This window comes from Rossellomorea sp. FS2 (genome assembly GCF_047915635.1).
Taxonomy (GTDB): domain Bacteria; phylum Bacillota; class Bacilli; order Bacillales; family Bacillaceae_B; genus Rossellomorea; species Rossellomorea marisflavi_A.
On the sequence record NZ_JBLRVS010000001.1, the window covers coordinates 313,377 to 328,283 of the forward strand.

Annotated in this window: 11 protein-coding genes, 1 pseudogene and 1 other annotated feature (1 of these 13 cut by a window edge); all 12 genes and pseudogenes read left to right on the forward strand. The window is 52.3% G+C overall.

Annotated features, from left to right (window positions below; translation table 11 throughout):
- Positions 1-200 (forward strand) — a binding site (T-box leader); it begins 20 nt to the left of the window's first position.
- Between the two features lie 66 nt (positions 201-266).
- The 12 genes and pseudogenes from ACNA6I_RS01705 (at position 267) to ACNA6I_RS01760 (ending at position 14,896) form a co-directional block, all read left to right on the forward strand.
- A complete protein-coding gene (locus tag ACNA6I_RS01705) occupies positions 267-2,912 on the forward strand; it encodes a valine--tRNA ligase (protein ID WP_063192016.1) in 2,646 nt (881 codons plus the stop codon).
- A 75-nt stretch (positions 2,913-2,987) separates the two neighbouring features.
- A complete protein-coding gene (locus ACNA6I_RS01710) occupies positions 2,988-4,295 on the forward strand; it encodes a bifunctional folylpolyglutamate synthase/dihydrofolate synthase (protein WP_416312880.1) in 1,308 nt (435 codons plus the stop codon).
- Positions 4,296-4,395: 100 nt separating this feature from the next.
- Entirely contained in the window at positions 4,396-6,096 is a 1,701-nt protein-coding gene (locus tag ACNA6I_RS01715) for a diguanylate cyclase (RefSeq protein WP_416312881.1), read from the forward strand.
- 175 nt (positions 6,097-6,271) lie between these two features.
- A complete protein-coding gene (locus ACNA6I_RS01720) occupies positions 6,272-7,468 on the forward strand; it encodes a hypothetical protein (protein WP_416312882.1) in 1,197 nt (398 codons plus the stop codon).
- Positions 7,469-7,483: 15 nt separating this feature from the next.
- Positions 7,484-8,233: a PRC-barrel domain-containing protein gene (locus tag ACNA6I_RS01725; RefSeq protein WP_416312883.1), complete on the forward strand. Its 750-nt coding sequence runs from the start codon at positions 7,484-7,486 to the stop codon at positions 8,231-8,233.
- A gap of 13 nt (positions 8,234-8,246) precedes the next feature.
- A complete protein-coding gene (locus tag ACNA6I_RS01730; RefSeq protein ID WP_416312884.1) occupies positions 8,247-9,635 on the forward strand; it encodes a hypothetical protein in 1,389 nt (462 codons plus the stop codon).
- A gap of 13 nt (positions 9,636-9,648) precedes the next feature.
- Positions 9,649-11,304, forward strand: a complete 1,656-nt coding sequence (locus ACNA6I_RS01735) for a GspE/PulE family protein (RefSeq protein WP_048006248.1) — start codon at positions 9,649-9,651, stop codon at positions 11,302-11,304.
- An 8-nt stretch (positions 11,305-11,312) separates the two neighbouring features.
- Positions 11,313-12,350, forward strand: a complete 1,038-nt coding sequence (locus tag ACNA6I_RS01740) for a type IV pilus twitching motility protein PilT (protein WP_048006247.1) — start codon at positions 11,313-11,315, stop codon at positions 12,348-12,350.
- Positions 12,351-13,562, forward strand: a complete 1,212-nt coding sequence (locus ACNA6I_RS01745; RefSeq protein WP_416312885.1) for a type II secretion system F family protein — start codon at positions 12,351-12,353, stop codon at positions 13,560-13,562. It abuts the gene before it with no gap.
- Positions 13,563-13,669: 107 nt separating this feature from the next.
- Positions 13,670-14,146, forward strand: a complete 477-nt coding sequence (locus ACNA6I_RS01750; protein ID WP_416312886.1) for a prepilin-type N-terminal cleavage/methylation domain-containing protein — start codon at positions 13,670-13,672, stop codon at positions 14,144-14,146.
- A gap of 6 nt (positions 14,147-14,152) precedes the next feature.
- Positions 14,153-14,356, forward strand: a pseudogene (locus ACNA6I_RS01755) (prepilin peptidase); the annotation flags it as partial.
- 18 nt (positions 14,357-14,374) lie between these two features.
- Positions 14,375-14,896: a prepilin peptidase gene (locus ACNA6I_RS01760; protein ID WP_416313206.1), complete on the forward strand. Its 522-nt coding sequence runs from the start codon at positions 14,375-14,377 to the stop codon at positions 14,894-14,896.
- Positions 14,897-14,907 lie beyond the last annotated feature (11 nt).

A 14,907-nucleotide genomic window follows, 5' to 3' on the forward strand; every position in this document is an offset into this window, starting at 1 on the left:
GAGTACGTTGAACCTGGCATTCAGAGAGGGAGGCATATGCTGAGAGTCTTCCATGCCAAGACAATGGAATGTCGCCTGAGAGCAGTTCCCGTGAACTTTTAGTAGTGGGAACCGGTTAAAAGCCGTTATGGGTCTTTGAGAGCCTGGGGAAACCCGGGAATTAAGGTGGTACCGCGAATGAGAGATCCTTCGTCCTTTTTATAGGACGGGGGATCTTTTTATGTGTACCCAGGGCCCACATGCATGCACGAAATGGAGGAAAACCAATGGAAAATCAAGAGTTATCAATGCCGACAAAATATGATCCCAAGGCGATCGAGGATGGCCGCTACAAGTGGTGGATCGATGGGAAGTTCTTCGAAGCGACACCCGATGAAGGGAAGGAACCATACAGCATCGTCATCCCGCCTCCGAACGTAACCGGAAAGCTTCACCTCGGTCACGCGTGGGATACGACCCTTCAAGACATCCTTACGCGCATGAAGCGCATGCAGGGCTACGACGTCCTCTGGCTTCCGGGCATGGACCACGCCGGGATCGCGACGCAGGCAAAAGTAGATGAGAAGCTGCGCAATCAGGGCATCTCACGCTATGACCTCGGCCGCGAAAAGTTCGTGGAAGAAACATGGAAGTGGAAGGAAGAATATGCTTCCCACATCCGTGAGCAGTGGGCGAAGGTCGGCCTCGGACTCGATTACAGCCGTGAGCGTTTCACCCTTGATGAAGGATTATCCGATGCCGTACGCAAAGTATTCGTCGACCTTTACAACAAAGGGCTCATTTACCGCGGTGAGTACATCATCAACTGGGACCCGGCAACGAAAACGGCCCTGTCAGATATCGAGGTTATCCACCAGGACGTTCAAGGCGCCTTTTACCACATGCGCTACCCATTGAGCGACGGCTCCGGTCATATCGAAATCGCCACCACGCGTCCTGAGACGATGCTCGGTGACACGGCTGTTGCCGTTCACCCGGAAGACGACCGCTACAAGCATCTCATCGGGAAAACCGTGATCCTGCCGATCACCGGCCGTGAGATCCCGATCGTCGGTGACGACTATGTGGACATGGAATTCGGTTCAGGTGCGGTGAAAATCACGCCTGCCCATGACCCGAATGACTTCGAGATCGGCAATCGTCATGACTTGCAGCGTATCCTCGTGATGCATGAAGACGGATCCATGAACGAAAGAGCCGGCAAGTACTCCGGTATGGACCGCTTCGACTGCCGCAAGCAGATCGTGAAGGATCTTCAGGAAGACGGTGTCCTCTTCAAAATCGAAGAGCATCTACACTCTGTCGGCCATTCTGAACGAAGCGGTGCCGTTGTCGAACCGTACCTTTCCACTCAATGGTTCGTAAAAATGGATCCCCTTGCCCAGAAAGCCGTGACGCTTCAAGACGGAGAAGAAAAAGTGAATTTCGTTCCGGATCGCTTCGAAACGAGCTACCTCCGCTGGATGGAGAATACGCGTGATTGGTGTATTTCCCGTCAGCTATGGTGGGGTCACCGCATCCCGGCTTGGTACCACAAGGAAACGGGTGAGATCCACGTTGCCCATGAGGCACCTGAAGATAGCGAAAACTGGGTGCAGGATGAGGACGTTCTGGATACATGGTTCAGTTCGGCACTATGGCCGTTCTCCACAATGGGCTGGCCTGATCTTGAAGCGGAAGACTTCAAACGCTACTACCCGACCAATACCCTCGTGACAGGCTATGACATCATCGGATTCTGGGTATCCCGCATGATCTTCCAGGGACTGGAATTCACGAATGAACGCCCATTCAAAGACGTGTTGATCCACGGTCTCGTACGCGATGCCGATGGCCGCAAGATGAGTAAGTCCCTTGGAAACGGCGTAGATCCCATGGATGTCATCGAGAAATACGGAGCTGATGCCCTGCGCTACTTCCTCTCAACAGGAAGCTCCCCTGGTCAGGATCTGAGATTCTCATTCGAAAAGGTGGAATCCGTTTGGAACTTTGCCAACAAGATCTGGAACGCATCTCGATTCGCCTTGATGAATATGGACGGCATGACCTATGACGAAATCGATCTTTCAGGTGAGAAGTCGGTTGCAGACAAATGGATCCTCACCCGCCTCAATGAGACGATCGAAACCGTTACACGCCTAGCAGACAAATATGAGTTCGGTGAAGTGGGACGCATCCTTTATAACTTCATCTGGGATGATTTCTGTGACTGGTATATTGAAATGGCGAAGCTGCCTCTATACGGAGAAGACGAAGCTGCGAAGAAGACGACGCGTTCGATCCTCGCTTATGTTCTCGACAACACGATGAGACTTCTTCACCCGTTCATGCCGTTTATTACCGAGGAAATATGGCAGAACCTGCCGCATGAAGGCGAATCCATCACCGTGGCTGCCTGGCCGGAAGTCGATTCATCCCTTACGGATGATGCCGCTGCTGAAGAAATGAAGCTTCTCGTGGACATCATCCGTGCGGTTCGGAATATCCGTGCCGAAGTGAACACGCCGATGAGCAAGCAGATCAAACTCATGCTGAAGGCGAAAGATGAAGAAACGCTAGCGGTTCTTCAGAAGAACGCGGCCTACATCGAGCGCTTCTGTAATCCGGAATCACTTGAACTGTCCACCGATGCATCGGCACCTGAAAAAGCGATGACAGCGGTCGTGACGGGAGTTGAGTTATTCCTTCCGCTTGCCGGTCTCATCAACATCGATGAAGAGATCGCCCGCCTGGAGAAAGAGCTGGATAAATGGACGAAGGAAGTGTCACGCGTACAAGGGAAGCTGAGCAACGAACGATTCGTAAGCAAGGCACCTCAGAAAGTCGTGGATGAAGAAAAAGCAAAAGAACAGGACTACTTGGAGAAACAGGCCACGGTTAAGGCCCGGATCGAAGAGTTGAAGACGGTATAATCACACCGCAAAGATCAGAGGGCTGATGACCGATCAGCCCTCTTTTTCTTTACGAAATCAAGGAGGACAACCAGTATGATGCATTATGAAGATGCGGTAAATTGGATTCATTCCCGCTTGAGGCTGGGGATCAAACCCGGCTTGCAGCGAATGGAGGAGCTGCTCGAGAAGCTTGGAAACCCCCATCAATCCATCAGGACCGTCCATATCGGAGGGACGAATGGGAAAGGCTCCACGGTCACCTTCCTCCGGAATATACTCGAGGAAGCAGGCTATACCGTGGGGACGTTCACTTCACCGTATTTCGAGAGATTCAATGAGCGGATCAGCATGAACGGGGTGCCGATATCCGACGAGTCCTTAACGAAGCTTGTTGAACGTGTCAAACCGATCGCGGAGGAAATGGAAGATTCCGAATGGGGAGGACCGTCTGAGTTCGAAGTGATCACGGCAATGAATTTCTTGTATTTTGCCGAATACGAAACACCCGACATCGTACTCGAGGAAGTCGGACTTGGAGGAAGGCTTGATTCCACCAACGTCATCACCCCCCTCGTTTCCGTCATCACGAGCATCGGGATGGACCATATGCAGTTCCTGGGGAACTCACTCGAGGAGATCGCCTTTGAAAAAGCGGGGATCATCAAACCCGGTGTGCCGGTCGTATCGGGGGTCTCACAGCCTGAAGCCGCTGCGGTCATTTCGGACCAAGCACGGCAGAAACAGAGCCATCTCCACGTATTGGGTGAAGGATTCACAGCCGTCGCCACGGACCATTTACCTGACGGAGAACGTTTCCGCTACGAAGAAGATGGTGCTTCAGAATCGTTCGATGTGACCATGATCGGGATGCATCAGGTGAGGAATGCCGCTGTATCCATAAAAGTAGCGGTACTACTCGGAGATCATGGATTCCGGATTGATTCAGGGCACGTGAAAAGGGGACTCATGAAGGCGTACTGGCCCGGTAGGATGGAAAAGGTGTCGGATACCCCATTGATCTTCCTCGATGGCGCCCATAATCCTGAAGGTGTGGCGGCACTCGTCAAAACCATTCAAGAGCGATTCGAAGGAAGGCATGTGAACAGCGTATTCGCTGCCCTCAAGGATAAGGATCTGAAACCGATGATCGAGCCTCTGAGTCGAGCTGTCGATACCCTTGTCCTCACCCAATTTGATTTCCCAAGGGCCGCATCGGGCAATGAACTTCTCGAGCTTGCAGGGAGAGGGATAGTAGCAGACGATTGGAAGACGTATGTGGATGAGTATGTAGCATCCATGAGGGAAGGGGAAGTCCTCCTCATAACCGGATCACTCTACTTCTTATCGGAAGTAAAACCATATTTATCAAAAAAATTAGAAAATAATAGAATTAACAAGTGACTTTAACAGGGTACTCTGATAAAATATTCGTAAACTCGTGACTATTTAACTAGATGGGCAAGAGATCAGAATATTGTGAGGGATGGCCATGCCGCTTTCGTTGAGTAAAAAACTGTCGATTCTTTTTGCGTGGCTTGCTATTGTACCGGCAGGCCTCTATTTTACATATCTTCATTATCCTCCTGAAAATGTGAGCGGCAATGGAGGGACGCTGATCAGCCTCATCTTGTTCGCAGCCATCATCCTGTTCATGCCCATTGTCATCAACGGGACGGCCATCTTCCTCATTCAGTGGGTGACCCTGGCAGCCTTCATCAAGTACGGCCTGTTTGTTGAGATCGTACTCATGCAGCTGAGCATCATTCCATTCGTATTCAGATTGAGGGTGGCAAAGCAGGATTGGCATCGCGTTCCCCTCAATTCCATGATGTTCTTCCTTGTCTCCCTCTTCAGCGGACTGCTATTCTTCGGACTCGGCGGGATCGTGGGATCGAAGGGAATCGGGACCCTTATCCTGCCGATTCTGTTTTATCAGGTGGCATCGGTCCTCATCAATCAGATCCTGTTGTATGCCTATTTGCGATTCATGGTAGGAGAACCGATTGGGTTTTTCAGTAAGGATTTCATCTGGGACCTTATCTATAACATGATCATGCTCCCGCTGGCCCTCTCTCTTTACTACCTCACCTTCCAGCTGGGAGTTTTTGCGTCGATCCTGATCGGGGTCCCGTTCATCAGCTTGTCGATCATCATGAAACTATATAATTCATCTGAGAAGATCAACCTTTACCTGCAAAAAGCAGGAGAAATCGGACACCAGCTCACAGAGAGGTTGAAGGTGAGCGAAGTATTGGATATCTTCATCGAGAAAATCACCACTACGCTCCCTGTTGAGTATGCCTACATCCTAGATTGCTACGACCCGGATCTTGTTCTCCTCAGAAGAGTGGAGAAGGGAAGGCGCATGCCGAATGATCTGCCTCCCTTGAAGAAAGGGGAAGGCATCAGCGGCAGGGTGTGGGAAAGCGGAGAATCCATGCTCTTCACGTCCAAGAAAGAGTGGGAGGATATCGCCGAGGGCTACATGCCGGACGACGTGGAAAGCGTCCTGTGCGTCCCCATCGTAAGGAATCAGAAAGTGAGGGGGGTCCTGCTCCTTGCCACATCGAAGAAGAAGGCATACGAAAAGATGCAGCTCATGATCGTGGACATTCTCTGCTCCTATTTCGGCGTGGCCATGGAAAATGCGCGTCACCATGAAATGACCAAGCACAATAGTGAAAGATGTGCCCTGACAGACCTTTACAATTATCGCTATTTCGAAGATCTCCTCGCTCTTGAGTTCAATTATCTGGAGAGCGGACAGCGCCGATGCCTGTCCCTGATCATGCTGGACCTGGACCACTTCAAGGCCATCAATGATACGTATGGACATCAGGGAGGGAATGAAATCCTGAAGGGACTTTCGACCCGTCTTGTTGACATGATCGGTGCCGCCGGGACCGTCGCCCGTTACGGTGGTGAGGAATTCGTGATCCTCCTGCCTGATATCGAGAATAGGCAGGCGCTCCAAGTAGCGGAAAAAGTCCGTCAGCGGATAGCAGACACGCCATTCCTCCTGCATGATTCCCTGAATGGCCAGGACAGGAGGAAGATGGTCAGGATCACAGCAAGCATCGGGGTGGCGACGGCGCCGGTTGATGCGGACGATCCCCTCGCACTGATCCGGCACGCAGACCGGGCGCTGTACACAGGGGCTAAGCAGCTCGGAAGGAACCGGGTGGCACAATATGTGAAGTGAAAAGAAACGCGGCTGACCGGCCGCGTTTCTTTTTTTTACAAGAAAAGAGTTTTTTTGATATTTTTTTCATATAAGCCTATTATCATATTCCAAAATACCTATAGATGAGATAGACTAGGATTATATTGGAATCGGATGAATCTTTTTACTTACTTTTAGAGGAGTTGTGAGGAAAGTGGCTTATCTATTAATCGGGATCACCGCCATCATACTGATCCCCATCCTGTATGTGGTTCCCGTGGGGTTATCGTTGAAGGGGAAGCATCTTGTCGCTTCAAGTACCTTTCTTCTTGCCATGGTCGGTGCGGCGGCGTCTGCCACCTATCCCCTATGGATGATCCTGCTTATGCTGGTGATGACCCTGTGTCTGATGGCCTATCTCATGGACCAGCGGGTCGCCGGCCTGTTCAGTGCTAGTGCTGTCGTGCCGGCAGGAGACGGGGCCATGGCGGGGATATTGAACGATGTGGAAGCACCGGATAAGACGGCGCCTGTCATACATAGCGTGAAGGAAGAAACGTTTGTGGAAACGGTAACGGATGCCGGGACTGCACCAGCTGTTGAACCCGAACAGCCTGCAGAAGCGGAAGATGACGAAAGCGAATGGTTCGTCGAGTCAGGTCATGAAGGGAGTGATCCAGTTACTTCCCCCGTAAGTGATGAACTGGAATTGGAAGAAGAGGAGATCATGCTTGGTTCATGGTTTGAAACGGTTGAACCGGAAGAGGGTCTGGAAGAAGACCTGGAACGGATGTTCATCCAGCCGCTGGATCAGGAGACTCCCCTTCAAGCCATTCAGGAAGACGAAGCACTCACTCCCTATATGGACGAGCTCTTTGAAGAAGAAGGAAACAGTGAAGAGGGAGAAACAGAGGGGCATCTGCCGGGATTGCTCCACGAGCTCGAGGATCTCTCAAGCGTGGTGACCGAAGAAGGGTCCCGTGTAGAAGAGGAAAAGGCGGCCGATGTTCTTGAAGGCGGTCTGGATGAGGAGGATTTCCTCCTTGACGAAGAAACACTCGAACACATGGCCTCTCAAGAAGGAAAGGGCGATTCTCTGGAGGAGACGGTATCGCGTCCACGCATTGACGGGCCCATCATGAAGACGATGCTTGAGATCATAGCCTTTTCAGAAACGTCCCTACCAAAAGAAGAGTTTCAGGAGCTGGTGAATTCTTATCTGCATCCGGCCCTTCATGACCGGGATTATTACACGTTCGCCAAGATCTTGATCGATCATCATCTCTTGCACGCTCAGTATGAGGCATGCTCAACCTTTATCACAGAAATGGAAGACCGGTTCCGTCCCTATGGATACCTGTCTGAAGAACTTACCCATATCAAGCAATATGCCCAAAATCAAATGAACTAGAATAGGAGAATACCAATGAAAAAGAGTACTGAAATCCAATCCCTTCCCATCATCAACATTTCGGATGGTAGTGAAATCGGGAAGGTCCGCTCCCTTGTTGTAAACCCTGAAAAAGGCTCCGTCGACTTCCTTACAGTGGAGCATGAAGACTGGCAGATCAGTGTGAGGGCCATCCCGTTCAAGAAGGTCGTGGGGATCGGGGAATACGCTGTCACCGTGGAACATGAGAATGCCGTCATCGATCTGAATGAAATCCCCATTGCCAATTCCCTTGTGAACAAAAAGATCCGGGTGGCCGATGCCCGCCTCATGACGAGGAAAGGACAGATGATCGGTGAAATCGTCGAGTTCCACGTGGACGATGAGAGCGGAGCGATCCGGACGCTTGAAGTGAAAAGCAAGAGTGACTCATACTATCTCGACTCCCCTCATGTGCTGACGTGGGGAAAGGATATCGTCATCGTAAAGGAAGATGCCGCCGAGTATTTCCGGGAAACGCTCGTGGAAGTAGAAATGGATGACGTTCCGACGCCACAGGAAGCCGTTGTCATGCAGGAAGCAGCTGCCACGCAGGCTGACGGCCTGAAGGACATCGAATCCAGACAAATGGAACTCCTGGTCGGAAGACAGACGGCAGAAGATATATTCAGTCTTGAAGGTGAATTGCTCGTACCTAAGGGTTCGGAGCTGACCCGGGCGGATATCCAATCGGTCAAGGAAGCGGGTCCATCCGTCTTTGTTGAATTGACCATGAATATCCGATAAGGGGGCGCATCAGATGAAAAATCGGCGCCTGATCCAATTGCTTGCACCCATGTTCATCATGACCATGTTATACGTCGGTGTATCGCAGCTTGGTGTTTTCCTCTATGAGAGAATCACGTCGGTTTCGTTCATACAAAACGCAGAAGCGGCATCGGTCGACCTGTCGGGGAAAACAAAGAAGCAGGCCATGAAGCTTCTTGAAACGAAGGTCGAGTCGTGGAAGGGAGAGCAGGAAATCATGCTCTCGTTCGATGGCCGGGACGTCCTACTGGATTCAGGTATCATCGCATTCCATTTCAAGGAATCTATCAGTGCCCTGAAGGAACAGGGGAATTCCCCATTGGCCGTTTCGGTCGATGAAGCCGCTTTGAACGGATACATCGAGGAACGATTCCCTGGTTACCACCTGGATCAATTCCCGGGACTTCAAAAAAAGATTAAGGATGCCACGTCCATGCTGAATGTGGACGAGACGATTGACCTGGATGATTTCTATGAGGGGGAAGAGAACGTCTTCTACGCAGGGGAGTTAGATGAGATCGAAGTGAGTCCCGGCCTAGCAGCGCTCATTCAAGGCAATCCTGTGATCGACATCCCTGCGAATGCACGATTTTCGTTCTTGGAGTTCCTTGATGCAAGCGGTTCCTCGGTGAGTTCTCCCGATGATCTCGGACCGGTTGTTTCCTTACTATATGAACTGATTCTGCATACGGATCTGGCGGTGGCAGAGCGCAATATCTCCACCGAGCTGCCGCCGTATGCAACGCTCGGCCTTGAAGCGAGGGTGAATCCCGTGACAGGGCAAGATCTTGTGTTCATGAACGCACGCGATACAGCGTATACCGTGACCTTTTCGCTCCACGACAATACGCTTAAAGGACAGATTTCCGGCATGGCGATGCCGTATGAATACAAGGTGAGGATGACCGGGAAGAAGGAATATCCTCCGCGCGTTGTGAAGCAGTTCAGCGCCTTCATCCCCCAGGGAGTCCTGGCGACCACACAGGAAGGAAAGAAGGGACAGCTGATCTCCGTTTATAGGGATAAGCATTCTTCCGAAGGAGACGTCATTGACGAAGAGCGGATCAGTGAAGATTTTTATGCACCGGCGAACAGGGTCGAAATCTGGCCGCTCAATGCCGGCGAAGCCGATGTAACCCTGTCTGACGAGAATTCTGAGGAAGCCGGTGAAGATGCATCAGGTGAATCGGACGGGGAGAGCAGCACGGAAGGCATCCGGGAAGATTCCCCCGAGATCGAAGGGGATACCGCGCCCGCTGTGGATGAAGAAGGCACAACGGATGGGAAGCAAGAAGACGATGGCAACAAAAGGGTAACAACGGATAAGAAGGATTCACCCGATGTGAAAACCGTCCAAAAAAAGAAAGAGGCAGAAAAGTGAAGGAGGGTCATCCATGACGACAACCCGGAAAAGGCTCGGAGATCTTCTTGTGGAAGCGGGGATCATCTCCGAAGAGCAGCTTCAGGAAACGCTTGCCGACAAAGTGAAGGGACAAAAGACGGGAGATGCCCTCCTTCAGAAGGGCTTCATCACGGAGCAGCAGCTTATCGAAGTGCTGGAGTTTCAGCTCGGAATCCCGCACGTCAGCCTGTATCGCTACCCGTTCGAGACGAACCTGTTTCACCTGATCCCGAAGGATACGGCCAAAAGGACGCTGATGATCCCGCTGAAGACCGAGGGGGACCGCCTGTTTGTGGCCATGAATGATCCCCTTGATTTCTATGCCATTGAAGACCTGCGCCTTGCGACGGGGTTCAAGATCGAGCCGGCGATCGCAACGAAGGATGATATCTTGAAGGTCATCAATAAATATTATGATCTTGAAGAAGGATTCGAAGAGCTTTTCCGCGAGGAGCAGGTCCAGGTCGATGAGCCGTCCGTGACGGATGCGGAATCGCCCATCGTGCGCCTGGTCAATCAGATCCTCTCGAATGCGGTGACCCAAAAGGCGAGTGATATCCATATCGACCCGCAGGAGACGAAAGTGGCGATCCGCTTCAGGGTAGACGGCATCCTCCGGACAGAGCGGAATCTTCCCAAGCATATGCAGAGCATGCTCCTTGCCCGCCTGAAGATCATGGCAAACCTCGATATCACGGAGTTCAGGGTGCCTCAGGACGGCAGGATGAAGGCAAATATCGATGTTCATCCCATCGATCTCAGGGTTTCCACCCTCCCTACCGTGTACGGGGAAAAAATCGTCCTCCGACTCCTTGATCTCGGCTCGCAGCTCAATGACCTTCAAAAGCTCGGTTTCAATAAGGTGAATCACCAGCGGTTCATGAATATGATCAAGCAGCCGACAGGCATCGTCCTCATCACGGGACCGACGGGGTCGGGGAAATCATCGACGCTCTATGCCGCACTGAATCATCTCAACAGTGAAGAAGTGAATATCATCACCGTCGAAGATCCCGTCGAGTACCAGCTTGAAGGCATCAATCAGATTTCTGTGAACCAACAGGTCGGCCTGACGTTTGCGAAGGGACTCAGGGCCATCCTCCGCCAGGATCCCAATGTGATCATGGTGGGGGAGATCCGAGACAAGGAAACGGTCGAAGTATCGATCCGTGCATCCCTGACGGGGCATCTCGTCCTGAGCACCCTCCATACGAATGATGCAATCTCCACGATCACCCGACTTCTCGACATGGGGGTGGAGCCGTTCCTTGTCGCCTCTTCCCTGAGCGGGGTCGTTGCACAGCGGCTGATCCGCAGGGTGTGCCGCGACTGCAAGCAGGTCGTTCCGGCCACTGCCCGTGAAATCGGGATCTTTGCCAAAAGGGGCATGAAGATCGAGACCATCACCCGTGGAACAGGCTGTTCCTCCTGCAATATGACGGGGTACAAAGGACGGATCGCGATCCATGAGATCCTCGTGATGAATGAAGACATGAAGAAAGTCATCCTGAACGACGAACCGATTTCCAAACTCCGGGAGCTTGCCGTCCGCAACAAGACCATATTCCTTGTGGATGACGGACTCCTGAAGGTGAAACAGGGATTGACAACAACGGAAGAAGTGTTACGAGTTTCCATAGCAGAGTAGGTGAAAACATGAAAGAGAAAATAGATGCGCTCCTGAGAAGCGCGTACGAACTCGGGGCCTCAGACATCCATTTGACCGTTGGGGCGCCGCCGGTCTTCCGGATCCACGGGGACCTGAAACGATACGGGAAAGAATCCCTGACCCCTGAGACCACCGAAGGGATGGCCAAAGCGCTGATCGCCCCGAGCATGTACACGGGTTTTGAAGACGCAGGCGAGCTTGACTTTTCCTATGGCATCCCCGGGGTATCCCGGTTCAGGATCAATGCCTTCCGACAGCGCTCCTGCGTGTCCCTGGCCATCCGTGTGATCCCGACGTCGATCCCGACAATGGAGGATCTGTTCCTTCCCCATGCGCTGAAAGGCATCGCCGGACGGCCACAGGGTCTGTTCCTCGTGACGGGACCGACGGGGAGCGGGAAATCGACGACCCTTGCGTCCATCATCGATCATATGAACCGGACGATGAGGAAGCACATCATCACCCTGGAGGACCCGATCGAGTATCTCCATCGGCACGGCAGTTCCATCATCGATCAACGGGAGGTCGGATTCGATACAGGTTCATTTTCCAGGGGACTGAGGAGCGCCCTGAGGCAGGATCCCGATATCATCCTGGTGGGGGAGATGAGGGATCTCGAAACGATCCATACGGCCATCACGGCCGCGGAGACGGGTCACCTCGTCCTGGCGACCCTTCATACCTCCAGTGCGCCGGCGACGATCGAACGTATCGTGGATGTATTCCCCCCAGAGCAACAGGCCCAGATACGCGTCCAGCTGGCATCCGTCCTGACGGGCATCCTCTCGCAGCGCCTGTTCCCGACGGTGGACCGGACAGGCCGCCGTGCGGCCACAGAGCTTCTATTGAATAATGCGGCAGTGGCCAACCTCATCCGTTCGGAGAAAGTGCATCAGATCCAAAACGTCATGCAGACGTCGCGGGCTTCGGGCATGCATCTCATGAGCGACAGCGTCCAGGGACTGTATGAGGCCGGGATCGTCTCCAAGGAAATGGCCCTCCCCTATATCCGGGAGGGAGCGTAGATGGCGAGGTTCAAATATACGGGCCGCGACCGCTCGGGTCCGAAGAACGGCGTCGTCACGGCGTCGAACAAGCGGGAGGCCCTCCTGCAGCTGAAAAAGCTCGAGGTGAGGGTGATCGGAATCGATGAGCTTCCGGAGACCCTGTTGACGAAGGATCTGGCCATCGGAAATCCCGTGAAGCTCCGCCACCTCCTCATCTTCCTGAGGCAGTTCGCGACCTTGCTCCAGGCGGGAGTGACCGTGGTGGATGCCACCCATATCCTTTCGCGCCAGACGGAGAGCAAGCCCCTGTCAAGGGCTTTAAGCGAGGTGGAAGAGAACCTCAGGGGTGGGCATCCCCTCTCGGAAGCCCTCGGGAAGCACGGGAGGATCTTTGAGCCCCTTCTCATCAACATGGTGAGGGCGGGGGAGGCGTCGGGAAGCCTCGATGAAACCCTGGACGGACTGGCCACGCACTACGAGAAGCAGCATGCCACGAGACAGAAGATCGTATCGGCGCTTACCTATCCGGCCGTCGTCGCCGTCCTTGCCCTGGGCGTCGTCATCTATCTCCTGACATCCGTCGTCCCGACCTTCGTCGACATGTTCATCGACTTCGGGGGAGAGCTGCCGGCCATCACGAAATTTGTCATCTCCGCCAGCGAGTTCATGCAGCGGTTCTGGTACATCCTGATCGGTCTCATATTCCTTCTTATCCTGGGGTTTGCCCTTTTGAAGAATAATAAGGAAACGAAGTACCATCTCGACTACGTGATCCTCAGGCTGCCCATATTCGGGAAGATGCTCCAAAAAGCCGTCCTTGCCAGGATGACACGGACCTTGAGCTCCCTATTCTCAAGCTCTGTCCCCATACTCCAGGCGCTATCGATCGTTGAGCGGGTCGTCGAGAATGAAGTGGTGGCAAAGGTCATCTCGCAATCGAGGAGGGCATTGGAAGAAGGGTCATCCCTTACAGAGCCCATGAAGGCCCACTGGGCATTCCCTCCCCTCGTCACGCAGATGATTGCCATCGGCGAAGAGACCGGGGCCCTCGATACGATGCTTGATAAGGTCGCCGACTTTTATGAAAAAGAAGTCGAAAGTGCCACGGACCGCCTGAAATCCTTGATTGAACCCCTCATGATCGTCGTACTGGCCGGAGTGGTAGGGACTATTGTCATAGCGATTATGGTTCCGATGTTTGAAATCTTCAACAGTGTGCAAAACTATTAAAAAATACCTATTAAAATGTAAAAATATATAATTTTATGACAATTAATGTTGTATAATAGTCCTAGATTGTCCGACTGGCAATCCAGAAAATATCAGGAGGAATTCCCATGTTAAAGAAATTGCGTCAACGTTTGAAAAATGAGCGCGGCCTAACCCTTATCGAGCTTCTCGCCGTCGTCGTCATCCTCGGCATCATCGCAGCCATCGCGATCCCGAGCATCGGCGGCCTCATCGACAACTCGAAGAAAGATGCCCATGTGGCAAATGCGAAGCAGATGATCAGTTCGGCGAAGTTGGCTTTGGCTGCGGATGAGACCTTAAGACCGGTAGCAGGGACACCAAAAACTGTAACACTACAAAAATTAGAAGATGATGGGTATATTGATACGTTGAAGGATCCAGATGGTGACAGTTCTGACGGAGATTCTGAGAATGGTAAAGGATACAAACGTTCAAGTTCATTAGTAACGATTACTGCAGTAGGTACTGATAAATTTTCTTATACAGTAACCCTCAAAGGTAGTAAAAGAGGATTTACCGCAAAAACTCAAGATCAATTAAATCGTAAAGCGTTTGATAATTAACCAACCATGATTAACCTACTATTCCTATACGGCCTCATCCTAGGATCCTTCTACAACGTGGTCGGTCTCAGGGTGCCGTTGAAAACGTCCATCGTCACTCCAGGGTCATCATGCCCCTCCTGCGGCCACCGACTGACGGCCAGGGAATTGATCCCCGTTCTATCGTATCTCATTCAAAGGGGGAAGTGCTCTCAGTGCAAAGAGGGCATTTCTCCGCTTTATCCGTTGATGGAATTTGCGACGGGTGCGCTCTTTGCCTTCGCTTATTATCTGTACGGCTGGCAGCCGGAGCTGCTTGTCACCCTCACCCTTGTTTCCCTATTCATGATCATTACGGTCAGCGATCTTGCGTATATGCTCATCCCCGATAAAATCCTCGGATTTTTTGCTCTCATGTTCATATTGGAACGTCTGTTCATCCCCCTGAACTCTTGGTGGGACAGCCTTCTTGGGGCGGCTGCCGGCTTTGCCCTCCTGCTGTTCATCGCCGTCGTCAGCAGGGGAGGGATGGGCGGAGGAGATATCAAGCTCTTTGCCGTCATCGGATTTGTCATCGGCGCCAAGGGGATGCTCCTCGCCTTTTTCCTGGCCACCTTGTTCGGGGCGGTATTCGGGATCATCGGCCTAGCCGCAGGCTTCTATAAGAAGGGTAAGCCCATCGCATTCGGTCCATACATCGTAGTCGGCACCCTGGTGAGCGTGTTTTATGGCCGTCAGGTCCTGCTCTGGTATTCGTCTTTATTCATCTAAAAGGGGTCATC

What these genes read in the sequence shown, in the direction of transcription:
- ACNA6I_RS01705 (WP_063192016.1), top strand. Translation starts at nt 267, where the DNA reads ATGGAAAATCAAGAGTTATCAATGCCGACAAAATATGATCCCAAGGCG.
- ACNA6I_RS01710 (WP_416312880.1), top strand. Translation starts at nt 2,988, where the DNA reads ATGATGCATTATGAAGATGCGGTAAATTGGATTCATTCCCGCTTGAGG.
- ACNA6I_RS01725 (WP_416312883.1), top strand. Translation starts at nt 7,484, where the DNA reads ATGAAAAAGAGTACTGAAATCCAATCCCTTCCCATCATCAACATTTCG.
- ACNA6I_RS01730 (WP_416312884.1), top strand. Translation starts at nt 8,247, where the DNA reads ATGAAAAATCGGCGCCTGATCCAATTGCTTGCACCCATGTTCATCATG.
- ACNA6I_RS01735 (WP_048006248.1), top strand. Translation starts at nt 9,649, where the DNA reads ATGACGACAACCCGGAAAAGGCTCGGAGATCTTCTTGTGGAAGCGGGG.
- ACNA6I_RS01740 (WP_048006247.1), top strand. Translation starts at nt 11,313, where the DNA reads ATGAAAGAGAAAATAGATGCGCTCCTGAGAAGCGCGTACGAACTCGGG.
- ACNA6I_RS01745 (WP_416312885.1), top strand. Translation starts at nt 12,351, where the DNA reads ATGGCGAGGTTCAAATATACGGGCCGCGACCGCTCGGGTCCGAAGAAC.
- ACNA6I_RS01750 (WP_416312886.1), top strand. Translation starts at nt 13,670, where the DNA reads ATGTTAAAGAAATTGCGTCAACGTTTGAAAAATGAGCGCGGCCTAACC.
- ACNA6I_RS01760 (WP_416313206.1), top strand. Translation starts at nt 14,375, where the DNA reads ATGGAATTTGCGACGGGTGCGCTCTTTGCCTTCGCTTATTATCTGTAC.